Source organism: Streptomyces sp. NBC_00086, from assembly GCF_026343255.1.
GTDB lineage: Bacteria > Actinomycetota > Actinomycetes > Streptomycetales > Streptomycetaceae > Streptomyces.
Genome location: NZ_JAPELZ010000001.1, coordinates 996,283 through 1,019,184 on the forward strand (window position 1 = coordinate 996,283; position 22,902 = coordinate 1,019,184).

Below are 22,902 nucleotides of genomic sequence, written 5' to 3' on the forward strand. Positions count from 1 at the left end.
GCATGAGCCGAAGACTGGTGGTCGTGCTCTTCCTCGATCTGGTCGGCTGGACCCGGCTGGCCGAGCGCGTGGACCCGGAGCCGCTGCAACGGCTGCTCGACGAGTACTACGAGATCTGCTCGGCCGCGGTGGAGGAACACGGAGGCGTCGTCGAGAAGTTCATCGGCGACGCCGTCATGGCGGTCTTCGGGGCCGACACCTCGCAGGAGGACGACGCACCGCGGGCGCTGCGCGCGGCCACGCGGATCCGCGCCGAGGTCGCCGGCCTGCGCACGCCGGCCGCCGACGCGGCTCCGGTCGAGGTCCATTGCGGGATCGCGGCCGGCGAGGCGCTGGTGACGCGTTCGGCCCGGGCCGGCATCCGGGTCGTCGGCGACGTGGTCAACCTCGCCGCGCGCCTCCAGTCCCTGGCGGTCGCCGGGGAGATCATCGTCAACGAGACCGTGGCGCACCTGGCCCGTCCGCACTACACCATGGTCCCGGTGCCGCCGGTGGCACTGAAGGGCAAGGCCGAGCCGGTGCCCGTCCTGGTGGTCACCGGTGAGGCCGCCACCGACGGCGCCGACACCGACGAGGGGTCCCTCATGGTGGACCGCGGCGCGGAACGCCACCGGCTCCGCCGGATCTACCACCGGGTGGCCCGGGAGCGGCGCGCGGAGCTGGTGACCGTGATCGGACCGCCGGGCATCGGCAAGACCCGGATGGTCCGGGAGGCCGTGGACGATCTCGTCGCGGCCGGCGCCAGGCCCGTCGCGGTGTTCGGCACCTGTCAGTCCTACGGAACGGACGGGAACTACGGGGCGCTCGTCGAAATGCTGGACGCACTGACCCGGCGGGCGCCGTCCTGTGCGGAGTTGGTGCGCACGGACGAGCGGATCGCCGGCGTCCTCGCGGCCCTGCGCGACGCCTCGCTCCCCCGGAGGGCCGGTACGGTCCCGGGCCCGGGCGTGGAGGAGGTGTCCTGGGCGACCCGCGAGCTGCTCGGCGCGGCGGCCGGCGGCCCGCTCGTCGTGGTGTGGGACAACCTCGCGTGGGCCGGGCAGTCGCTCCTGCGGCTCATCGGCGAGCTCATGGACGGTCTGCGGGACCTCCCGCTCCTGATGGTCTGCGTGTCCCGGCCGGAGCTCACGGGGCGGGAAGGGCCCTGGTCCCGGGAGGGATCCGGGGCGCGGGAAACCTCCGGGGCGCGGGAACCCTCCGGGTCGCAGAGCCCCGGCGCGCAGGAGAGCCCCGGCCCGCGGGAGCCGGACGTGATCGAGGTCGGGGCGCTGGTCCCGGCCGACAGCGCGCGGCTGGCGTTCTCGCTGGCCGGGCGCGGGAGCGGCGACGAGGTGGAGCTGCACGGGCTGGACCTGGCCGAACAGGTCGACCGGGTCGCGCTGTACAGCGCGGGCAATCCGCTGTACATCCGGCTGCTGATGGACTGGCTGAGGAACGGCCGGACCGTCGACGAGGTGCCGCCGAGCATCACGGCCATGGTGGGGGCGATGATCGACCGGCTGCCCGCACCGGGCCGGCGGCTGCTCGGCGCGGCTTCGGTCATCGGCCCCTCGTTCACCCTGGAGCAGCTCGCGCTGCTGGGCGAGCCGGCGCCCGCGGCGGCCCTCGCGGAGCTCGCCGGGCAGCGGCTGTTCCACGCCACGGCGGAGGAGGGCGGCTACCGCTTCGTCCAGCAGCCGGTGCACGAAGTGGCGTACGGCAGGCTGGAGAAGGAGCAGCGCGTCTCCTGGCACCGCAGGCTCGCCGAGCACGGTTTCAGTCCCGGCTTCCACCTCGAAGCCGCCACCCGGCTCCTCGGAGGGCTGCGCCCGGACGATGCGGAGCTGCCGGAGCTGGCCCGGCAGGCGGCCGGGGCCCTGCTGGGCGAGGGCACCGTGGCGCTGCGGCAGCGCGATGTGCCGACGGCGATCGGACTGCTCGGGCGGGCGCTCGTACTGGCGCGGGGCGGGCCGGACCGGTGCCGGTCGGTCGCGGCCGTCCGGCTCAGCGACGCCCTCATGCTCTCCGGGGACACCCGGGGTGCGCTGGAGGTGGTGGAAGAGGGGGCGTGGCGCGATCCGTCGGGTCCCGCCCTGGTACGGGTGCAGCGGCAGCTGCTGGCCGCCCGGCTCGGCAAGGTCACCGCGGCCGACGTGGCGGGACTGCGGACCGCGCTCGACGGCGAGGAGCCCGACCTGTCCGCCCGGTGCCGCTTCGAGCAGCTGCGGATGCTGGTCCACCTGGACCACGGCCGGTTCGGGGCCGCCGAGGAAGCGGCGTGCGCCGCGCTCGACCACGCCCGGGAGGCCGGGGACGCGTACGAGGAGGACCGCCTGCTGGTCGCCCTGTGCGAGATCCGCCAGTGGTCGCCGAGCCCGATGGAGCAGAAGCTCGCGGGCTGTGCGGAGCTCCTGGAGCGGTTCGCCGCCGACCGGTTCCTCGCCCTGCCCGCGCTGGCCGCCCGCGCACGCTGCCTGGCGCTGACCGGGGACCGCAGCGGTGCGCGTTCGGCGCTGACCGAGGCCGAGTCCGTCGTCGTACAGCTCCGGCTGACCATGGGACGGGTCCTGGTCGATCAAGTGGCCGCGCTGGCCGCCTCGCTGGACGGTGAGCACGCGGAGGCCGAGCGGCGCTTCGGCCGCGCTGCGGACGCCCTCGAACTGGCCGGCTACGTACCGGTCGCCCTGACCATGCGGGTCCAGGCGGCACGCGAGTGCGCCCGCCGGGACAGGACGGACGAGGCGGCCCGCCGGATCGCCGAACTGCTGGCACGGCGCGCGGAGATGGACGTCCGGGGGCGGATCCTGTGCCTGTCGGCCGCCGTACTGGGCGCCGCGGCGCAGGGCCGCGCCGAGCCGGTGCGCGCCGAGGTGCTGCGGCTGCTCCGGGACATCGACGACCCGTGTCTGCGGGGCGAGGTCTGCTTCGATCTGGCCCGGGCCCACCGGTGTCTGGGCGAGGGGGCCGAGGCCCGGGCCATGGCCGGGCTGGCCGTCGACAGCTACGCGGCCGTCGGCGCGGTGAAGCCGCTGGAGGCGGTACGGGCATGGATCTGAACGGCGCGCCCTGGCGGCGCGAGCGGCGGCCGCACGCGTCGGGGATGCCCGCATGGAGCATGCCGGCCGGCGGGGACCCCGGTGAGGCCCTGCCGACGGCCCTGTTCGAGGGGATCGGCCCGCACTGGGCCTGGCAGGGCGCGACCGGCGAGGGCGTACGGGTCTGCGTGCTCGACAGCGGTGTCCAGGCGGCGCATCCGCTGGTCGGCGCGGTCGAGCGGGCCTGGCAGGTGGTGAGCGCCGAGGGCCGGGCTCCGCGCGTGGAGGAGTGCGAGCCCCTCGACACGGCCGGGCACGGGACCGCCTGCGCGGGGATCATCCGCTCCATCGCGCCCCGGGTGTCGATCAGTTCGCTCAAAGTCCTCGGTGACGGGAGGGCCGGCAGCGCCTCCGCGCTGATCGCGGGACTCGCCTTCGCGATCGAGGAGGGGTTCGACGTCGTCAGCATGAGCCTGTCGACGAGCAGGGTCGAATTCCGCGACCGGCTGGCCGAGTTGTGCGACCGTGCCTACTTCCGCCGGACCGCGGTGGTCGCGGCGGCCCACAACCTGCCGATCGAGAGCTTCCCCTGGAACTTCGCCTCGGTGATCTCGGTCGCCAGTCATGCCGAGCCGGACGGCATGCGCTTCTACTACAACGCCGCTCCCCCGGTCGAGTTCCGTGCCCGGGGGGTGCGCGTGCCGGTGGCGAGCCTGGGCGGCGGCACGGTCCGCAACACCGGCAACAGCTTCGCGGCGCCGCACATGGCCGGGATCGCGGCCCTGGTCCTGAGCAAGCATCCGTGGCTCACGCCGTTCCAGCTCAAGAGCGTCCTTTACCACTGCGCCGCGAACGTATCGGTCCACCAGGCACCGGTCCAAGGAGAAGGAGGCGGAGAAGAATGAAACCCTGGCCACACGATCTGATGGCCATCGAACGTCAGCTCCTGCAGTCTGTCGTCACGGTGGCCCGCTACATCTACGGGGCCGCCGCGTCCTCGGTGTTCATGGTGAGCCCCGACACCGGTGAGCTGATCTTCGCGGCGGTCGCGGGCGAGGGCGAACAAGGCCTGGTCGGACGGCGGTTCGAGCCCGGTACCGGCATCGCCGGCTGGGTGGCGGCCAGCGGGCAGCCGCTGATCACGGACGACGTGGCCGCGACCGACCGGTTCGCCCGTGATGCCGCAGCCTCCACGGGGTACGTGCCCGCGAGCATCATGGCCGCCCCGCTCATCGCGGACGGGGAGTGCATCGGAGTGATCGAGGTGCTGGACCGCCACGCCCACGACGCGAACGCCCCCGGCCGGGAGCTCGACGACATCGAACTGCTGGGGCTGCTCGCCACGCAGGCCGCCTTGAGCCTGGCGCTGCTGCGGCGCGGCGAACAGGCCGCGGGCGCGGCCCCGCGCATGGGAGAGCTGGTGGCCCGGCTGTCGGAACACGCGGTCATGGACGCGTCCGACCCCTTGGCCGTCTCGCTGCTGCGCATCTCGCTGGACCTGCTCGACCGGGGTGCGCACCCCAGTTCGAAGGTGGTCTGACGGCCGACGGAGACGGAGCGCAGACGTACCGGCGACGCACCGGAGACGCTTACGGAACGGGTCCCTCCTACCCTCCTGGCCTATGGTCCACAGTGCCGAGGCGCAGGCTCCGTCGTTTCCCGAACTGCTCCGCTTCAAGCGCGTGCAGGCAGGTCTCACCCAGCGGACGCTGGCCGACCTGTCGACGATCAGCCCGCGGACGATCCGCGCCCTGGAGTCGGGCCGGGTGAACGCGCGGATGCAGACCGTCCGGCTGCTCGCCGACGCCCTGGGGCTGGAGGGTCTGGCGCGGGAGCTCTTCGTCACCGCGGGCCTGGGCAGCGGCGGGCCCGCTCCGGTCGGCGCCGATCCCTGCCTGTCGGTACCCAAGTCCGTCAACGCCCTCCTCGGGCGGGACGTGGAGGTCCGGGCGCTGGTGGGCGCCCTGGAGTCGGATCACCGACGGCTGATCTCCCTCTCGGGGCTCGCGGGCGTGGGGAAGTCGCGGGTGGCCGCGGAGACGGCGGCGCGGCTGAGCTCCCGGCGCGGCTGGCCGGTGCTGTGGATCGGGGCGGGAGCGGTGGCCCCGGGCGGTCACGGCGCGGTCTTCGGCCCCCTGCTGCGGTCCTTGCGCCTGCTCGTGGAATCGGGTGCGCAGGACGTGTCCGCGGTCTGCCGGCTCATCGGCCGGCACGAGGTGCTGCTCGTCCTCGACGGGGTCGCCGACGCACGGGATCCGTTCGGCGTGGAGGAGCTGCTGGCGTACTGTCCCGGCATCCGGGTGGTCAGTACGTCGCGAGCCGCGTGGAACATCGCCGGGGTCCAGGGGACGGTGCTCGCACCGCTGGCCGTCCCCGGGCCGGACTGGGAGGCGGCGGGCTCCCTGGAGGTCCTGGCCGGCGTCCCGTCGGTGCGGCTGCTCGTGGACCGGCTCTCGGAAGTCCGGCCGGGATTCGTGCTCGGCCGGGCGGACGCGGGGGCGGCGGTACGGCTGTGCCGGACCCTGGACGGCCTGCCGGCCGCGCTGGAGGCGGCGGCCGCACGGTGCGGGGTACTGAGCCTGCGCCGGCTCGCGGACATGCCCGCGTCCGAGTTGCTCGAACTGCCGGCGGCCGCCCGGCCCGCCGGTGTTCCCGGGACGATCGGCTGCCCGATCCGGTCCGGGGTCGAGCGGCTGGACCCCGCCGCCCGCGCGCTCCTTTGGGAGCTTGCCGACCTGGACAAGCCGTTGACGGTGTGCGAGGCCTCGGATGCCCTCGACCGGCCGCTGAACCGGGTGGTGGAGGACCTGAGCGCGCTGACGGGCGGCGGATTCGTCCGGGCGGCGCACGAGGAGACCGAGACCCGCCTGCACCTGCCGAACCTGGTGCGGGCGGTGCTTGCCTGACCCGGGCTCAGGCCAGGTGCTCCGCGAGGAACCGCTCGACCGCGGCGTAGTAGGCCTGCCGGTTGGCGGGCCGGGCCAGGCCGTGTCCCTCGTCGGGGAACAGCAGGTATTCGTGGGGTAGTTGCTTGGCCGCCAGCGCCGCGACGATCTGCTCGGCCTCCGCCCGGGGCACGCGGACGTCGTTGGCGCCCTGGACGACCAGGACGGGGATGCGGATCTCGTCGACCCGCGACAGCGGAGAGCGTTCCCAGAGCATGGCGCGCTCCGTCTCCGGGTCCCCCACCTGGGCGTGCATGAAGGAGCGCAGCGCGGTGCGGTACGGCGCCCCGGCCGCCAGCAGCGTCAGCAGGTTCGACGGGCCGCAGAGGTCTATCGCGCAGGTGAACACCTCCGGGGTGAAGGCCGCGCCGACCAGCGCCGCATAACCCCCGTACGAGCAGCCCATGATGGCGATCCGTGCGGGGTCGATCCCGCCGCCCGCGACGAGGTGGGCGACCGCGTCGAGCAGATCGGTCTGCATCGCGGCGCCCCACTGTTTGGCACCCAGGTTGCGGAACTCCTTGCCGTAGCCCGTCGAACCGCGGAAGTTGACCTGGACGCAGGCGTAGCCCCGGTTGGCCAGGAGCTGCGCCTCCTCGTCGAACGCGAAGGTGTGGCGGGCCCAGGGACCACCGTGCACGTTCACCACCGCGGGCAGGCCCGCGCGTTCGGCGCCGGGCGGCCAGGTGACGTAGCCGTGGACGGTGACCCCGTCGCGCGCGGCGAAGGCGAAGGGCTCCATCCGGGCCAGCGTGTACGCCTCCAGCTCCCACTGGTGGCTGAAGAGGTAGCGCAGCGCGCCGGCCGGCCGGTCGTAGAGGTAGTAGAGGACGGGACCGGCTCCGGTCACCACCGAGACCGTCCACAGCCGTTCGCCGCGGTCGGTGCGGTCCACGTAGACCTCGCCGTCGACCGACAGGAGCGCGAGCTCGCCGCGGATCCGGCCGAGGTCCTTGCCGAACTCCTCGTCGAGGAAGACCCATTCGTCGCGGTCCTTCGCGAACAGCGCCGCTTGCGGCCTGCGGGTCACCGGGTCGAACTCGACCTGTTTGACGTCGTACACCGGATCCTCCGCGAGCAGCGTCCGCCGCCCGGTCGCGAGGTCGACGGCGAACAGGCGGGTGGCGTTGGCCCCGATGGAGGACAGGAGGTGGCAGGTGGCGCCGTCGCGCGAGAAGCCGACGACCCGCGTCCCCATGGCGTCCTCGTAGGGCACCTCCAGCCAGGGCGGGGCGGCGTCCGGACCTCCCGGCCCGCCCGCCGCGTCCGGCGGGTCGAGGTACACGGACAGGCCGCCGTCGGGCTTCATCACCGTGCCGCCGCGCACCCGCAGGTCGGTGTCGACGATCCAGCTCAGGTACCCGGGATTCTCCGCGACCTTGGTGAGCCGGTCGGTCACCAGATCCAGGGCGTAGACGTCGTGCAGCCCCGGCCGGTCCTTGTTCAGCCCGATCAGCACGGTCGTCGGATGCCACCGGTTGTGCGCCAGTATCCGCGCCTGGACACCGTCGAAGGGGGTCGCGCAGCGTTCCCGGCCGGTGAGCAGGTCGACGAGGTGGACCCGCCAGCTCTCGTCGCCGTCCCGGTCGCGCAGGTAGAAGAGGGTCCGGTCGTCGTGGCACAGGCCGTACGTCCGGATGCCGCGGCCCCGGTCACGGGTGACGGGTTTCGCCTCCTCGGGCCGGTCCACCGGCGCCGTCCATACGTTCAGCACGCCCTCGTGCGGGGCCAGGTAGACGAGACGGGTCCCGTCCGGGGAGATCTCGGGCACGAGGTACGTCGGGTTGCCGAACAGGACGGAGTGCGGGATCAGCGGTACGGCTTCCGTGGTCACGGTTCCCTTCCCGGGGTGGGTTGTTGGACGGCGCGCTCCGAGAACCACCAGTCGCGGAGCCCGGGGAACTGCGCGACCGCCTCGTCGGTGTCCAGCGGCGGGGCCGCGGAGGGGCCGGCGGAGGGCCTCGGGGAACCCGCCGGGGCGGGTACCAGCGTCTGGGCTCGGAAGAGGCGGGTCATCAACGCCGGGCTGTTGAGCACTGCTTGGGACACCTTCGCCCGCATCCGCAGCCCGGCGGCGGACACGGGAGGCTCCGCGGACACGGGTCCTTCCTCTGCGGCCGCCCGTACCCGGTCCTGTTCGGTCGCCATCCTCCAGGACTCGCGGGCCACTTCCGCCACCGCGGCCTGGACCGCGGGCAGCGCGGAGGGCCGGGCGCCGCGCTGCGTCAGCTCCCGGTCCAGCCGCACGGCGCCGAGCAGTGCGACGGACATGCCGTGCGAGTAGACGGGGTTCACCGCCGTCAGCGCGTCACCGACGACGAGGAAGCCTTCGGGCAGGGGCAGCCGCTCGAAGAACCTCCTGCGGTTCGCGGTGGCACGGAACGGCCTGACCCCGCCGAGGGGTTCGGCCGCGGCCAGCAGCTCCGCCGCGATCGGCGAGCGCAGCGAGCGCGCGCAGTCCGTGAATCCGGGCTCGTCCACCGGCGGCCGGGCGGCGCGCGTGCCGGTCAGGGTGAAGATCCACCGGCCGTCCTCGATGGGGAACAGCGTGGCTCCGTACCCCGGCCGGCCGCTCGAAGGCCGCGGGTGCAGCATGATCGCCGGGAGGGTGGCGGCGAGGCCGGGCGGGGCCCGGTAGATCCGGGTGGAGTACGCCAGACCCGGGTCGACCACCTCCTCCTCGACCCCGGGTCCGCCGATCGCGGTCAGCCACCGTCCGGCCCGTGAACGCCGGCCCGTCGCGTCCACCACGAGGTCGGCGCGCAGCGTCTCGGCGGAGCCGTCCTCGCCCGCGACCAGGACTCCGGTCACGCGCGAGGCGTCTCCTACGAGTCCCAGGACCCGGGTGCGCTCCCGCACCGTGATCGCCCCGTCGGCCAGGGCCCGCTCCCGGATGACGTGGTCCATGAGCCAGCGGCTGCACGAGACCATGAAGGCTCCGGTCTCGTGGCGGCGGAACCAGCCGTCCGCGCTCAGGATCAGCGCCCCGTCGGGCAGGCCCCGGCGGTGCGCACCCCGGGCGAGGAGCGCCGCCAGCGTTCCCGGGAGCACGGTGTCCAGCGCCTCGGCGCCGGCGGTCACCAGCACATGGCTGTGGAACGCCTGCGGCAGCCCCGGCCGGACCCCCGGGGCGGCCGGGTAGCGGCCGCCCTCGACGACGGTGACCTCGTCGACGTGCCCGGCGAGCACTTTGGCCACCAGCACGCCCGCGAAGCCCCCGCCGAGGACGACGGCCTTGGTCATGACCGCGCGGCCGGCTCGCTCCGCGTCTGGGCGTTCGTCCCGGCATCCGCCTCGGACCCCGTACCGGATTCCGTCCCGGCATCCGTCTCCAGAAGCAGCTCCGCTTCGACCATGGAGCTGATGAAGGCGTCCACTTCGGCGCGGATGCGGGCCGTCATCACGGGGTTGTGCCCGGCGAACAGGAGCGACAGGTTGCTGATGACCGTCTCCCGGTCGCCGTCGCTCTCCACGAGCGCCCAGATCTGGGCGGCCGTGGAGTTCAGGGTGCGGAAGTCGCCGGACTCGCTGTGGTAGAGCGAGATGCCGTCCGCGGTCTCCTGCCAGATCACCGCGTCACTGATGTGCAGGGACATCTCCCAACCTCCTGTTCACCGGCATGATCGGAATCAGTTCGCCCACCTTGATCGCGGGCACGGGGGCCGGCGGGCGGACGTAGGTCTTCCACTGCTCGTGGGCCTCGTGCACCTCCCCGGTGGCGACCAGCCGGGGGACGGTCATCTCGGCGCCGTCCAGGGCAAGTTCGGCGCGGGTCACGCCGGTCTCCTGCCACAGCTGCGTGGTGACCCCGTGGCGCAGGATCCGGCACAGGTGGCGGCTGTTGCGCCGCAGGTCCCCGGACTCCGACATGTGCGCGGCCCGGCAGCCGCCGCCGCAGTTCGCCTTGATGTAGCACTTCTCGCAGTCGGCGTGGAACTCCCCGCCGTACACGGTGCTCTTGCGCATCGAGGTCAGGACCGGGCTGGCGAAGATCTCCGACAATCGCTGCTTCCTGATGTTCCCGGCGAACTCCCCCTTGCCCGTGACGAGTTTGCACGGGTAGACGTCCCCGAGGGAGTTGACGTAGATCTCGTGCCCACCCATGCCGCAGTTGCCCTTGACCGAGCACGCGGTGACCGGCCGCGGGCCGTCCGGCTTGAGCTTCCCGGCGACCGGTGAGGTCCAGACGAGCTGCTGCACGTCCAGGTGGTCCTGCCACCCGAAGTCGTAGGCGTCGTCCGCGCCCCGGCCCAGGTCGTTGTGGTTCATCAGGCGGACGCTGTGGATCTCGATCCCGTCGAGGAAGGAGGCGAAGTCCTCCAGCTCGTGGATGTTGTCCGAGGTGACGATGTGGTTGATGGCCGGCGCCACCCCGGCCTCGTTGAGGAGCTGGATCGCCCGGTGGGTCTTGGCGAAGGCGCCCTTGCCGCGGGTGCGGTCGTGGGTCTCGGCCGTACCTCCGTCGAGGCTCACGGTCACGGCGTCGAAGAGCTCGGCGAACCGCTTGGCCTTCGCCTCGGTCCGGATCATCGTGGCGTTGGTGATGACGTTGGCCTTCAGGCCGCTGTTCTTGGCGTGCTCGACGACCTGGAAGAGGTCCTTGCGGAGCATCGGCTCGCCGCCGGTGAAGATGATGGTCCCGGCGCCGAAGTCGGCGATCTGCGAGACCAGGTCCAGGGACTCGGCGGTGTCGAGCTCGCCCGGAAGGCACTTCTCCGAGGAGGCGTAGCAGTAGGGACAGCGGAGGTTGCAGCCGTCGGTGATCGCGTAGTACGCGACGCCCAGGGGCGGTTCGCCCAGCCTGACCTTGGGCTTGTTGCCGTTGAAGTACACGATCCAGTTCAGGATGAGCTTGGCGAGGACGCGCTCCGTCTCGTCGTTCTGCTCCAGCCCCGGCTGCTCCCCGCGGGCCCGGGCTGACGCCAGGGCTTCGAGGACCCGGAACTCACGTCCGGAGAGCACGCACCGGGCGGCCACCTCCGGGTTGACCACGAGGTGGTCCTCTCCGTGCACGAAGTACGTCAGGTCACCCGGCACCTCGAACAACGACAGGTTCCGAACCAGCTTTCCGCGCATCCCGCCTCCTCTCTGTGGACTGGCACAGGCGCGGCCCGACGCATGAGCCGCCGGACCCCGCCTGTGAAACGGTCAGTTCTCGGCCTGGCCCGATCCCGACCAGAGGCCGCAGGCACAGAGCATCGCGGCGTCGAAGCCCTCCTTCGTGGCCTCGGGGGAGGTCCAGTCCTGGGAGTGCGCCACCACGTCGGGCAGGATCGCCGCGAGGCGGGTCTTCGTCGAGATGAGGACCTTGGTCTCCTCGGGAGTCAGGCTGGCGTAGAACTCTTCGAGAGCGGGCGCCATCGTGCCGCCGATGACACCGGCCGCACGCAGGGACTCCAGGGCGTTGAAGGTCATGCTTCCACCTTTCGCTGTCGCGTTCGATCGGGGACGCAACCGAGACTGCGCGCGGCGGACCGGTGAAACAACCCCACGAATGTGGGTTGTGCGGGAGCGACGAAGGGGACATACGCAACGCGGGCGTGGCGCCTTCCGACAGAGTGTCGGGACGGCTGGAACGCGCCGCGCACGGGTGTTGACGATCTCCAGGCCTTGCCGCACGCTCGTACCACAGCCGTTGTGAAGCTCATGTGAAGCGAACGTGGAAATAGGGATCAATGGAGCGCCCACCCGGCGGCCGGCGGCCCGTCGGACGACCCGAGAGGTGCGATGAATCCCACCGGCTTAGGCATCGTGCACATATCGCTGTTGCCAGGCTTCGTCTGCCGCACCGACCAGCGGGTCACCGATCTCAGCGACATCCAGCAACGGCTCGTCGCCGCCCTGGTGCTCGCCGACCGCCCGCTGCGGCGCGGCGACCTGGCCGCCCGGCTGTGGCCCGATGCCCCGCCGGACCGGGCGGGGGCCCGGTTGCGCCAGACCGTGTGGCGGTTAAATCAGGCCACGGCCGGGGGGCTGCTGAGGGCCTCGCACACCACCATCAGCCTCGCCGATCACGTCGAGGTGGACTACCGGGCGGCGGCCAGGCTGATCGCGGCGGTGTCCGGGGCGGTCGGGACGTCGGGGGCGCCGGGGGCGGCGGTCGGAGCCGCCGGGCCCGCGGCCGGGGCGGCCGCGGGCGCCGAGGACCGGCTGCCGCAGGCGTGGAGCCTCCTGCGGCACCCGCTGCTGAACGACTGGGACGACGACTGGCTCGTACCGTTCCAGGAGAAGTGGAGGCTCCAGCGCGTGCAGACCCTGGAACGGCTCGCCGAGAGGTTCCTCCAGCACCGGCAGCACTCCGCGGTGCTCGAACTGGCCGACGCCGCGACCCAGGCCGACCCCCTGCGGGAGGGGCCCCGGCGGATAGCCGTGCAATCGTGCCTGTTCGTCGGCGAGATCGCCGACGCTCACCGCCGCTACCGCGGCTATCAGGAACTGCTCTCCACCGAACTGGGCGTCGCGCCGAGCGGCGCCATCCCCCAGCTGCTCAGACAGGACCGCGAGCGACAGCTCGCCCTCGCCGCGGAGTTCTGACCGCCCGTCCACCCGGTCAGCGCATGTCGGCCCGTGCCCCGGTGTCGTCGATGAAGCCGCCCGACTGGTGCTGCCACAGCTTCGCGTAGGCGCCCTCCGCGGCCAGCAGTTGGTGGTGCGTGCCCTGCTCGACGATCCGGCCGTGGTCGAGCACGACGAGCTGGTCCATGGTGGCGACCGTGCTCAGCCGGTGCGCGACCACGAGCGCCGTCCGCCCGTCCATCAGCCGCCACAGCGCGTCCTGGACCAGGATCTCGCTCTCGGAGTCCAGGGCGCTGGTCGCCTCGTCGAGGAGCAGGATCGGCGCGTCGCGCAGGATCGCCCGGGCGAGGGCGACCCGCTGGCGCTGCCCGCCGGACAGCTTCACCCCGCGCTCGCCCACCATGGTGTCGAAGCCGTCCGCCAGCCCGTCGGCGAACTCCGTGACGTGCGCCGCCTCGGCCGCGCGGCGGATCTCCGCCTCGGTGGCGCCCGGGCGGGCGAAGGCGATGTTGTCGCGCAGCGTGCGGTGGAACATCGCCGGGTCCTGGGGGACGTAGGCGATCAGGCTGCGCAGGTCGGCCTGGCTCAGCCGGCTGATGTCCTGCCCGCCGATCAGGATCCGGCCGCCGTCGATGTCCGTCATCCGCAGCAGCAGCCGGGTGAGCGTGGTCTTGCCCCCGCCGGACCGGCCGACGAGACCGAGCTTCGAGCCTCCGGGCACGTCCAGGTCCAGGCCCTCGAAGAGGGGCTTCCCGCCCTCGTGGCCGAAGGTCACCCGCTCGAACCGCACATCGGCGGCCGGCGGGCGCCGCAGCGGTTCCGGCTCCACCGGGTCGAGCACGGTCGGCGGTGTCAGCAGCAGTTCGGTGAACTGTGCGGCCTCCGTCATCGAGCTCTCCAGGCGGCGGTAGATCTGGTTGAACTCGAACATGATCCGCGTCGCGCCGGCGTAGTAGGTGAAGGCGACGATGACCGCCTCCACCCCGTGCGCTCCCCCGCCGAGCACGATGGCGAGCATCAGCCCCAGCACGTTGGTCGCCACGGACAGCGGCGCGACCAGCGTGTCGATGCGCAGGTTGCCGTAGTCCCACGAGCGCAGGGTGAGTTTCCTCGACTCCGCGACCCGGGTGCGGTGTTCGGCGGCCTCGCGCGATTCGGCGGCGAAGGCCCGGACGGTGTCCATGTTCATCAGGCTGTCCGCCACGTGGCCGGACACCCGGGCGATCGCCTCCTCCCGCCGGGCGACGAGCACCTGGCGGCGGCGGATCAGGGGCGCCACGCACAGCCCCGTGATCGTGATCATCACCAGGAGCCCGACGACGAGCAGCGGGTCGTACTGCCACAGCACCACCGAGGCGAACAGCAGGGGCACGAAGCTGCCCATGACCGAGAACGTCAGCGTGTCGACGAACTCCTCGAAGCGGGAGGCGAAGCTCAGGACCCGCTTCGTCAGCGATCCGGCGAAGTTGTCGTGGAAGAACGCCGCGTCCTTGGCGAAGAGTTCATCCATACCGGTGACGTAGAGCTGCTCGATCCCGCGGGCGTCGAGGCGGTTCAGACAGTGCAGTCCGAGGCGCCAGAACGCCTCCGCGAGCAGCAGGACCGCGGCGAAGCTTAGGACGTAGGGCATGGCCCAGCCGAGGGCGCCGCCGATCCCCTCGGCGACCGGCTCTCCTCCCGCGATGCGGCCGACGAGCTTCGCGACGACCAGCGGCGCGACGTAGTGGATGCCGATGTTGCCCAGCGCCGGGAGCAGCATCGCGGGCGCCGTCAGCCATCGCAGGCGGACCAGCTCCCGCCCGTAGTAGCGAAGTGCGAGGAGTACCGGACTCCTGCGCGGTGGACTCGTGTTCCGTGAACTATCGTGCGATTCGGGCGATCCCATCCCAACCCTGCCTTCTCGGACCGTCTGGTCGGAGAGCGGAGTGTCCCGCACGGGCGCCCACGCGGTCCAAGGCTTTTCTCCCGGTAGCCCAAAACCGGCCGACCTGGGCTCGAAAGCCGACCGCCGTTCGCCTGGTGTACGCACCCGCGTCACGCCAGGCTCCCTTACCGGAACCCCGGACGCGCTGTGCTGGGGTTGCTCAGCACCCCTCAACCGCGGAGGTCGTTCCCGCCATGGCAGAACTCAATCGTCGGCGTTTCCTGCAGCTCGCGGGCGGCACCACGGCCCTGACGATGCTGGGCGAAAGCATCGCCCGTGCCGCCGCGATCCCCGCGCAGGGGACCACCGGCTCCATCGCGGACGTCGAGCACATCGTGGTGCTCATGCAGGAGAACCGTTCCTTCGACCACTACTTCGGCGCGTTGCGCGGTGTCCGCGGCTTCGGCGACCCGCGCCCGGTGACCCTGCCCAGCGGCAAGTCCGTCTGGCACCAGTCCGACGGCACGAAGGAGACGCTGCCCTTCCGGCCGCCGTCCGAGGACCTCGGCATGGAGTTCCTCCAGGGCCTCAACCACGACTGGGCGGGCGGCCAGAGCGCCTTCAACAAGGGCAAGTACGACAACTGGGTGCCCGCCAAGACCGCCACCACGATGGCCCACCTGACCCGCCAGGACATCCCCTTCCACTACGCCCTGGCGGACGCGTTCACCATCTGCGACGCCTACCACTGCTCGTTCATCGGCTCCACCGACCCCAACCGCTACTACCTCTGGTCGGGCCACACCGGCAACGACGGCCAGGGCGGCGGCCCCGTCCTCAACAACGCCGAGGCCGGCTACGGCTGGACCACCTACCCGGAGCGCCTGGAGGCGGCCGGGGTCTCCTGGAAGGTCTACCAGGACATCGGCGACGGCCTCGACGCCGCCGGCTCCTGGGGCTGGATCAACGACGCCTACCGCGGCAACTACGGGGACAACTCCCTTCTGTACTTCAACACCTACCGGGGCGCCCAGCCCGGCAGCGCCCTGTACGAGAAGGCCCGTACGGGCACCAACGCCGCAGCGGGCGAAGGCTACTTCGACCAGCTGCGTGCGGACGTCGTGAACGGCACCCTCCCGAAGATCTCCTGGATAGCCGCCCCCGAGGCCTTCAGCGAGCACTCCAACTGGCCTTCCAACTACGGCGCCTGGTACATCTCCCAGGTCCTGGACGCGCTCACCGCCAACCCCGACGTGTGGGCCCGTACCGCGCTGTTCATCACCTACGACGAGAACGACGGCTTCTTCGACCACGTCGTCCCGCCGTACGCGCCCGCCGGCGCCGCGCAGGGCCTGTCGACCACGCCCACCGCCTTGGACGTGTTCCCCGGCAAGGCCGGGTACGTGGCCGGACCCTACGGCCTGGGCCCGCGCGTGCCGATGCTCGTGGTCTCCCCCTGGAGCACCGGCGGTTACGCCTGCTCCGAGACCTTCGACCACACCTCGGTCATCCGCTTCATGGAGCAGCGCTTCGGCGTCCACGAGCCCAACATCTCGCCCTGGCGCCGCGCCGTCTGCGGTGACCTCACCTCCGCCTTCGACTTCGCCCGCAAGGACACCGCCCCGGCCCCGCTGCCCGACACCGACGGCTGGTTCCCGCCGGACCGCGAGCGCCACCCCGACTTCCGGGCCAACCCGCCGGCGCAGGGGGCCATGCCCCGCCAGGAGAAGGGGCTGCGCCCCACCCGCGCGCTCAAGTACGCCCCGTACGTGGACGGCGCCGCGCTCGTCGCGGACGGCAAGTTCCGGCTGACGTTCAGCGGCGGCCCGGAGCTGGGCGCGCAGTTCTACGTCACCTCCGGCAACCGCACCGACGCCCCCTGGACCTACACCACCGAAGCCGGCAAGTCGATCGCGGACACCTGGAACACCGCCTACTCGGCCGGGTCTACCGACCTGACCGTGCACGGCCCCAACGGCTTCCTGCGCGGCTTCCGCAACCCGGGCACCACCCCCGGCCCCGAGGTCACCGCCCGCCACAACGCCAGGACCGGGAACCTGGACCTGACCCTCACCAACGCGGGAACCGCCACCGCCACGCTGACCGTCGCCAACGCCTACGGCGGCAGCCCGAAGCGCCTCACGGTCGCCAAGGGCGCCACCGTCACGCACACCGTCTCCCTGAAGAACACCCGCCGCTGGTACGACGTGACGGTCACCGCCTCCGGCTCCCCGGCCTTCCTGCGCCGCTTCGCCGGAAAGGTGGAGACCGGCGCGGCGGGCCTGTCGGACCCGGCGATCCTGACGGACCAGTCCTCCTGACGGACCAGTCCTCCTGACGGCACCTCACGACGAAGTGCCCGCGGCGCCGCTCCAGGCGGCCCCGCGGGCACTTCGCGCCTCAGGCGCGCTTCAGGCGCGCTTCAGCCGCAGGATCCGTCCCGCAACACCCGCCAGGTTGGCGCCCGCGGGGCGGGCGGGCTGATGCAATGCCCTCCAGGGCAGTGGAGCGGCGAGTGGCGGGCGAAGGAGGCACGTGTCGGAACAGGGCGGGCTGGAGGCGCGGCTGCGCTCCATGGAGGAGGCCCTGGAGCAGATCGGAACCTCCCCCGACGAGCGGCAGACCTGCCGGGAGCTGGCCGGATTCCTGTGCCGCACCCTGTCCGACGCCGCGGCCGTGGACCTGACCGGTCCCGGCGCCATCGGCCCGGGCGCCCGTACCGAACGCGTGGCGGTGGCCGGCGCGACGGCCCTCCTGGACGCGACCGGCGCCGGCGGCGCGGCGCTGGTCCGGGCGCTGGACCGCGACCATCCCCTCGAAACGTGGACCGCGGGCGCCGGGGCCACCCGCACGTACCTCGCCTCGGTCCCGCTGACCGCCCGCGGCGAGCTGTACGGCAGGCTCCTCACCTCCCGCACGCGGGGAGATTACGGGGACCACGAGCTGGCGACCCTGCACTTCGCGGCCCGCCTGACCGCCATCCACCTCGGTCACGCCCGGCGCCTCGCGGCGACGGAGACGACCGCGCTCGATCTGCAACGCGCCCTGGTCGCGGAACCCGGCCGGCCCCACCCCAACCTGGAGGTCGCCAGCCGCTACCTGCCCGCCGGGGCCCGCGCCCTGGTCGGCGGCGACTGGTTCGAGACGATCCGCCTGCACTTCGGCCGCACCCTCCTCGCCGTCGGGGACGTGATGGGGCACGGCCTGGAGGCCGCGGTCGACATGAACGCCTACCGCTCCGTGCTGCGCGAGGTCGCCTCCACCGATCTCGCCCCGCACCGGGTCCTGCGCCAGCTGGACTCCCTGTCCGCCTCCGACGACACCCGCAGGCCCGCCACCTGCCTGCTCGTCCGCATCGACCCGGCCCGGAGCATGGCCCTCTACGCCAGCGCGGGGCACCTGCCGCCCGCTCTCTTCAGCCGCGACGGCGTCGGCGAACTCATCGACGTACCCGTCGGCCCGCCCCTGGGCACCGGCGTCGGCGGCTACGAGGCCCTGGCCCGGCCGATCACCCCGGACCAGACCCTGCTGCTGTACACGGACGGCCTCGTGGAGCGGCGCAGCGAGGACATCGAGACGTCCCTGGCCAGACTCGCGGCCCTGCGCCTGGGCTCCCGGACGAGCCTCCCGGAGGTGGTGGACGCGGTCTGCGCCGGACTCGACGCGCAGCACGCCGAGGACGACGTCGCCGTGCTGGCCGCGCGCCTGCGCCCCCGGCTCACAGACTCAGCGTGACGATCCAGTAGTCGTACTCCTCCGCGGTGATCCCGCAGATGCGGCCGCCGGACCGGGAGCGGGCGATGAACTCGACGCGTCCCTGGTCGTCGACGAGCCGGGACACGTCGGCGGTGTCCGTGAGGCGTACCCGGACCCAGCCGACTCCGGAGCTTCCGGTCACGACCGCCGTGAGGAGGAACCTCCCGTCCTCACCGATGACATCGCCTCGACGCGCGTGTTCCAGCCACAGCTCGTGGACTCCCCCGAGGTCCCCCTCCAAGGCAACGGACGCGCTGGGCTCCACGCCGAACCCCGCCACGGCACGCCAGGCCGCGTCCACCGAGGGGCCGGGATCGTTCCCCCAGACCGCTTCCACTTCCAGGCCGCTGCTCCGGATGAGGTCGAGGAGAGCGTCCTCGCTGGTTCGCATGCGGATTCCCTTGCCATCCTTTGGCACCCCGTCAAGGGAAAGCACCTGGTCACGATGTGCGCGCCGGCGCACCGCGGGGGCGAGGCCGACGGGTGCAACGCCCCTCAGGGCCCCGAACGCACGAAAGGCCGCCTTCTCATTTCTGAGAAGACGACCTCCGACTCGCATAAAGCAAAGTCGGGACGACAGGATTTGAACCTGCGACCCCTTGACCCCCAGTCAAGTGCGCTACCAAGCTGCGCCACGTCCCGATGTGCTTCTGATCTGGGGTTTCCCCCGTCTCGGCGGCACATGCAGAACATTACCCCACACCGAGGGGTGTCCATGCACCGGTTATCGGCGGGAAGGGGAGGAAGCGAGGATGGAAGGGTGAACGCACGGGATCGGGACGGTGAGGGGCGGGCGCGGAACGCGCGGCCCAGGGACGGGCTGGGGCGGCCGCTGCCCTACGGGGCCCAAGGAGTGGAGCGGCAGCCCGAGGGAGTGGTGCGGACGCCCGGGGAGACGGTGGTGCAGGCGCAGCTGCTGCTGGACGCCGGGATGCCCTTCCACGCGCACGAGGTGTTCGAGGACGCCTGGAAATCCGGGCCCGATGCCGAGGCACCGCTGTGGCGGGCGCTGGCGCAGTTGGCGGTCGGGCTGACGCACTCCGCGCGCGGGAACGCGGTCGGCGGGGCCCGGCTGCTGCGCCGCGGAGCGGATGCCCTGGCCCTGGCCGGGCGGGAAGCAGCCGGGGGTGCGACCGCCTTCGAGGGCGGCCCCCCGTACGGGATGGACTTGGTCGGGCTCGTCGGCTGGGCCCGGGAGCTGGCGGGGCGGGTGGAGTCCGGGGCGGCCGTCGACGCGGCGGCCGAGGCCCCGCACCTCACGGGCGGGCCCGGCCCGGCCTGAGCGCGGGGCGCCGGCAACGGGCGGACCGGCTCCGGGCGCCCGGGAGGTGCGGAACACCAGCCTCCCCGGCGGTCCGGCCCGGCCGGGGCGGCACGGCGGCCTCCCCGGGTGATCCCGTTCCCATGCCCGGCCGGGGCTACGCCGGCTGGAGGAGGTCCCAGCGGTTGCCGTAGAGGTCCTGGAAGACGGCGACCGAGCCGTACGCCTCGTGGCGCGGCTCCTCCAGGAAGCGGACGCCCTCGGCGGTCATCCGGGCGTGGTCGGCGGCGAAGTCGTCGGTGTAGAGGAAGAAGCCGACCCGGCCGCCCCTCTGGTCGCCGACGCGGGAACGCTGGGCGTCGTCCTTGGCACGGGCCAGCAGGAGCGCGGACTCCTTGGCGCCGGGCGGGCGGACCACGACCCAGCGGGAGCCGTCCGGGCGAGGGGTGTCCTCGGCGAGGTCGAAGCCGAGCGCGCGGGTGTAGAAGTCGATCGCCTCGTCGTAGTCGTGGACCACGAGGGCGGTGAGGGCGAGGTGGGAGGACATGCCCTCATTGTGCGCCGAGGAGGACCACCTCCAGGGTGCGGGGGCCGTGCACGCCCTCCACCCGGTCCAGCTCGATGTCGCTGGTCGCGGAGGGGCCGGAGATCCAGGTCAGGGTCCGGGTGGGGTCCAGCAGCGGCAGGGCGCGGGGGACGGAGTCCACGACCTGGCCGGGGACGCGGACCACGCAGATGTGGTGGTCCGGGATCAGGGTGATCCGGCGCCGTCCCTGCTCCGGGCCGCCGTCCAGGACGAGCGTGCCGGTCTCGGCGATCGCCAGGGCGCAGCCGGTCACCACGCTGTCCACCGCGTCCAGTTGGTGCGCGGTGGAGTCCGCGCGGTCGTGGATCAGGGTCGCGTCGACGGCGGCCGTCCAGGACGGGGGCAGCCCGGGCGGTACCAGGACGGACTCGGAGCCCCGCTCGGCGAGGAGCCGCCTCAGCAGCACGGCGATGCCGTCCTCGTCGACCCGGTGGACCTTGGCCCGGTACTCCGTGAGGTTCGCGGCGAGCAGGTCCACGGTCTCGGCCGGGGTGCGGGCTCCGTGGACCGCGAGGTAGTCCCGGGGGATCCCGGTGTCCGGGCGCGGCTCCGGCAGGGCCCGGCGGATGCGGGCCAGGATCTGCTCCTTGGCGCTCACGGGCGTGCCCCCTTCTCGTGCTCCGGCTTCGCGGGCTCCACCTTCGCGGGCTCCACCTTCGCGGGCCCCGCCTTCTCGCGCCCCGCCTTCTCCCGCCCCGCCTTCTCCCGCTGGGCCCACCAGTCGCGGAACGAGTGCTCCGGGAGCTCCGGCAGCTCCCGGCTGTCGGTCCAGGCCCGCCCGGGCCCCGGCAGCCGGCGCGGTCGCAGCCGCCGGGCGCGGGCCAGCAGCCGCTCCCCCGCGCGCAGTGCACCCGGATGGTCGAGGAGGATCCGGGCGGCCCGCATCGCCGCGCGTTCGGCGGTGTGGCCGTCGGCGGGGCGGATGCGGACCCGGATGCCCTCGCGGGTCACCGGGCCGCCCTGGACCACGCGTTCGCGGAGGTGGAGGAGCACCTCGGGGATGTCGATGGCGACCGGGCAGACCTCGTAGCAGGCCCCGCACAGGGTGGAGGCGTAGGGCAGGGTGGCGTCGATCTCGCTGCCGGTGCCCCGGAGCTGGGGGCTGAGGATGGCGCCGATCGGGCCGGGGTAGACGGAGCCGTAGGCGTGGCCGCCGGCGCGCTCGTACACCGGGCAGACGTTGAGGCAGGCGGAGCAGCGGATGCAGCGCAGGGCCTGGCGGCCCACCTCGTCGGCGAGGGTGTCGGTGCGGCCGTTGTCGAGGAGGACGAGGTGGAAGGCGGAGGGGCCGTCGCCGTCGGCGCCCTTCGAGGGCCCCAGCCCGGTCCACATGGTCGTGTACAGGTTCATCCGCTCGGCGGTCGAGGAGCGGGGCAGGGTCTGGAGGAAGATCTCCAGGTCGCGGAAGGTGGGCACCACCTTCTCGATGCCGACCACCGAGATCAGGGTCTCGGGCAGGGTCAGGCACATCCGGCCGTTGCCCTCGGACTCGAAGACGACCAGGGTGCCGGTCTCGGCGACCATGAAGTTGGCGCCGGACACGGCGACTTTGGCCCGCAGGAACTTCTCGCGCAGGTGCAGCCGGGCGGCTTCGGCGAGCTCGCGCGGGTCGTCGCCCAGCCCTTCCGGGGCCGGACGGCCCCAGCCGCCCATCTCCGCGGCGAAGACGTCGCGGATCTCGCCCCGGTTGCGGTGGATGGCCGGGACCAGGATGTGGGAGGGCCGGTCGTGGCCGAGCTGGACGATGAGCTCGGCGAGGTCGGTCTCGTACGCGGCGATCCCGGCCGCCTCCAGGGCCTCGTTGAGGCCGATCTCCTGGGTGGCCATGGACTTGACCTTGACGACTTCCTTCTCCCCGGTGGCCAGGACCAGTTCCGTCACGATGCGGTTGGCCTCGTCGGCGTCGGCCGCCCAGTGGACGGTGCCGCCCGCGGCGGTGACGGAGGCTTCCAGCTGGAGCAGGTAGCGGTCGAGGTGGGCCAGCGTGTGGTCCTTGACCGCCTTGCCGGCCGCGCGCAGCCGGTCCCAGTCCTCCAGTTCGGCGACGGCGCGCGCCCGCTTGTCGCGGATCGTGTGCGTGGCGTGGCGGAGGTTGGCGCGCAGCACCTCGTCCCGTACGGCCTCGCGGGCCGCTTCGGGGAAGGCCGGCATGCCGAGGTGGGTGCCCGTCATACGAGTCCTTCGAACCCTTGGACGGGCTCCTCTTCCGTCGCGGCCAGGATCTCGGCGAGGTGCAGGGCCCGCAGCGGGGCGCCCTGGCGCCGCAGGATGCCGTCCAGGTGGGCCAGACAGGAGTTGTCGGCCCCGCAGAGGACCTCGGCGCCCGTGGACACCGCGTGGGCGGTCTTGTCGGTGCCCATCGCGGCCGAGACGTCGGGGTTCTTGACGGCGAACGTCCCGCCGAAGCCGCAGCACTCCTCGGCGCCGGGCAGTTCGCGCAGTTCCAGACCGCGTACGGCGGCCAGCAGCCGCCGGGGCCGGTACCCGAGGCCGAGAGTCCGCAGGCCGTGGCAGGACGGGTGGTAGGTGACGGTGTGCGGGAAGTACGCGCCGACGTCCGTCACGCCGAGGACGTCGACCAGGAACTCGGTGAGCTCGTACACGCGCGGTACGAGGCCTTCGGCGAGCGCGGCAAGCCCCGGGCCCCGCCCCTCCGCCTCGGCCGCGCGCCCGATCCGGGTGTAGTGGGAGCGGATCATGGCCGCGCAGGAGCCGGACGGGGTGACCACGTACTCGTACCCGGCGAAGGCCTCGGCGGTACGCCGGACCAGTGGTTCGGCCTCGCGACGGTAGCCGGTGTTGTACTGCGGCTGACCGCAGCAGCTCTGCGCGGCGGGGAAGTCCACGGTGACCCCGAGCCGCTCCAGGAGGCGGACGACGGCGATGCCCGTGCGCGGGTAGATCGCGTCGTTGACGCAGGTGACGAACAGGGCGGCTCGCATGATGGGCACAATAGCCCG

At 72.7% G+C, this 22,902-nt stretch carries 19 protein-coding genes and 1 tRNA gene; 8 read left to right on the plus strand and 12 right to left on the minus strand.

Features of this window, described 5'->3' with window-relative positions:
• Positions 1 to 2 precede the first annotated feature (2 nt).
• The 4 genes from OG276_RS04565 to OG276_RS04580 all read left to right on the plus strand — a co-directional run bounded on the left by OG276_RS04565 (position 3) and on the right by OG276_RS04580 (position 5,920).
• Positions 3 to 3,035 carry an adenylate/guanylate cyclase domain-containing protein gene (locus OG276_RS04565; protein WP_266902972.1) on the plus strand — a complete coding sequence of 1,011 codons (3,033 nt, stop codon included), beginning with the start codon at positions 3 to 5 and terminating at the stop codon, positions 3,033 to 3,035.
• Entirely contained in the window at positions 3,026 to 3,919 is an 894-nt protein-coding gene (locus OG276_RS04570) for a S8 family serine peptidase (protein WP_266902974.1), read from the plus strand. The genes OG276_RS04565 and OG276_RS04570 overlap by 10 nt, the downstream gene beginning before the upstream one ends.
• Positions 3,916 to 4,554, plus strand: a complete 639-nt coding sequence (locus OG276_RS04575; protein ID WP_266902976.1) for a GAF domain-containing protein — start codon at positions 3,916 to 3,918, stop codon at positions 4,552 to 4,554. The genes OG276_RS04570 and OG276_RS04575 overlap by 4 nt, the downstream gene beginning before the upstream one ends.
• Positions 4,555 to 4,636: 82 nt before the next feature.
• On the plus strand, positions 4,637 to 5,920 hold the full coding sequence (locus tag OG276_RS04580; RefSeq protein ID WP_266902978.1) for a helix-turn-helix domain-containing protein: 1,284 nt from the start codon (positions 4,637 to 4,639) through the stop codon (positions 5,918 to 5,920).
• Positions 5,921 to 5,927: 7 nt separating this feature from the next.
• On the opposite strand, the gene OG276_RS04585 is transcribed toward OG276_RS04580, so the two are convergent.
• The 5 genes from OG276_RS04585 to OG276_RS04605 form a co-directional block, all read right to left on the minus strand.
• Entirely contained in the window at positions 5,928 to 7,793 is a 1,866-nt protein-coding gene (locus tag OG276_RS04585; RefSeq protein WP_266902980.1) for a S9 family peptidase, read from the minus strand.
• On the minus strand, positions 7,790 to 9,202 hold the full coding sequence (locus OG276_RS04590) for an NAD(P)/FAD-dependent oxidoreductase (RefSeq protein WP_266902982.1): 1,413 nt from the start codon (positions 9,200 to 9,202) through the stop codon (positions 7,790 to 7,792). Before OG276_RS04590 ends, OG276_RS04585 begins: the two co-directional genes overlap by 4 nt.
• A complete protein-coding gene (locus tag OG276_RS04595; RefSeq protein WP_266902984.1) occupies positions 9,199 to 9,555 on the minus strand; it encodes a PqqD family protein in 357 nt (118 codons plus the stop codon). The genes OG276_RS04590 and OG276_RS04595 overlap by 4 nt, the downstream gene beginning before the upstream one ends.
• Positions 9,536 to 11,035: a StsB family radical SAM/SPASM domain sactipeptide maturase gene (gene stsB / locus OG276_RS04600; RefSeq protein WP_266902986.1), complete on the minus strand. Its 1,500-nt coding sequence runs from the start codon at positions 11,033 to 11,035 to the stop codon at positions 9,536 to 9,538. Before stsB ends, OG276_RS04595 begins: the two co-directional genes overlap by 20 nt.
• A 72-nt stretch (positions 11,036 to 11,107) precedes the next feature.
• Positions 11,108 to 11,374, minus strand: coding sequence for a StsA-related sactipeptide RiPP (locus tag OG276_RS04605; protein WP_250741964.1), 267 nt, complete (start codon positions 11,372 to 11,374; stop codon positions 11,108 to 11,110).
• Between the two features lie 312 nt (positions 11,375 to 11,686).
• Here OG276_RS04605 and OG276_RS04610 point away from each other — a divergent pair, with 312 nt between their 5' ends.
• Entirely contained in the window at positions 11,687 to 12,493 is an 807-nt protein-coding gene (locus tag OG276_RS04610) for a BTAD domain-containing putative transcriptional regulator (protein WP_266902989.1), read from the plus strand.
• A 16-nt stretch (positions 12,494 to 12,509) separates the two neighbouring features.
• Here the strand turns inward: OG276_RS04610 and OG276_RS04615 are convergent, their stop codons facing one another.
• Positions 12,510 to 14,360, minus strand: a complete 1,851-nt coding sequence (locus OG276_RS04615) for an ABC transporter ATP-binding protein (RefSeq protein WP_266902991.1) — start codon at positions 14,358 to 14,360, stop codon at positions 12,510 to 12,512.
• Between the two features lie 233 nt (positions 14,361 to 14,593).
• Here OG276_RS04615 and OG276_RS04620 point away from each other — a divergent pair, with 233 nt between their 5' ends.
• Positions 14,594 to 16,660, plus strand: a complete 2,067-nt coding sequence (locus OG276_RS04620; RefSeq protein ID WP_266902993.1) for a phosphocholine-specific phospholipase C — start codon at positions 14,594 to 14,596, stop codon at positions 16,658 to 16,660.
• A gap of 214 nt (positions 16,661 to 16,874) precedes the next feature.
• Positions 16,875 to 18,074, plus strand: a complete 1,200-nt coding sequence (locus tag OG276_RS04625) for a PP2C family protein-serine/threonine phosphatase (protein WP_266902995.1) — start codon at positions 16,875 to 16,877, stop codon at positions 18,072 to 18,074.
• Here the strand turns inward: OG276_RS04625 and OG276_RS04630 are convergent.
• Together OG276_RS04630 and OG276_RS04635 are read right to left on the minus strand one after the other, a co-directional pair.
• Positions 18,058 to 18,486 carry a hypothetical protein gene (locus tag OG276_RS04630; protein WP_266902997.1) on the minus strand — a complete coding sequence of 143 codons (429 nt, stop codon included), beginning with the start codon at positions 18,484 to 18,486 and terminating at the stop codon, positions 18,058 to 18,060. The two genes, OG276_RS04625 and OG276_RS04630, sit on opposite strands and share 17 nt — an antisense overlap.
• Positions 18,487 to 18,663: 177 nt before the next feature.
• Positions 18,664 to 18,737 (minus strand) — tRNA-Pro (locus OG276_RS04635).
• 118 nt (positions 18,738 to 18,855) lie between these two features.
• Here OG276_RS04635 and OG276_RS04640 point away from each other — a divergent pair.
• Positions 18,856 to 19,377, plus strand: coding sequence for a DUF309 domain-containing protein (locus OG276_RS04640; RefSeq protein WP_266902999.1), 522 nt, complete (start codon positions 18,856 to 18,858; stop codon positions 19,375 to 19,377).
• Between the two features lie 136 nt (positions 19,378 to 19,513).
• On the opposite strand, the gene OG276_RS04645 is transcribed toward OG276_RS04640, so the two are convergent.
• Genes OG276_RS04645 through OG276_RS04660 form a run of 4 tightly spaced genes read right to left on the minus strand, consistent with a single transcriptional unit; the run spans position 19,514 to position 22,884 of the window.
• Positions 19,514 to 19,903 (minus strand): VOC family protein, encoded by a 390-nt coding sequence (locus tag OG276_RS04645; RefSeq protein WP_266903001.1) that lies wholly within the window; start codon positions 19,901 to 19,903, stop codon positions 19,514 to 19,516.
• A 4-nt stretch (positions 19,904 to 19,907) separates the two neighbouring features.
• Positions 19,908 to 20,540, minus strand: a complete 633-nt coding sequence (locus OG276_RS04650) for an LUD domain-containing protein (protein WP_266903003.1) — start codon at positions 20,538 to 20,540, stop codon at positions 19,908 to 19,910.
• Positions 20,537 to 22,114 (minus strand): lactate utilization protein B, encoded by a 1,578-nt coding sequence (locus OG276_RS04655; RefSeq protein WP_266903005.1) that lies wholly within the window; start codon positions 22,112 to 22,114, stop codon positions 20,537 to 20,539. The genes OG276_RS04650 and OG276_RS04655 overlap by 4 nt, the downstream gene beginning before the upstream one ends.
• Positions 22,111 to 22,884, minus strand: a complete 774-nt coding sequence (locus OG276_RS04660) for a (Fe-S)-binding protein (RefSeq protein WP_266903007.1) — start codon at positions 22,882 to 22,884, stop codon at positions 22,111 to 22,113. Before OG276_RS04660 ends, OG276_RS04655 begins: the two co-directional genes overlap by 4 nt.
• Positions 22,885 to 22,902 lie beyond the last annotated feature (18 nt).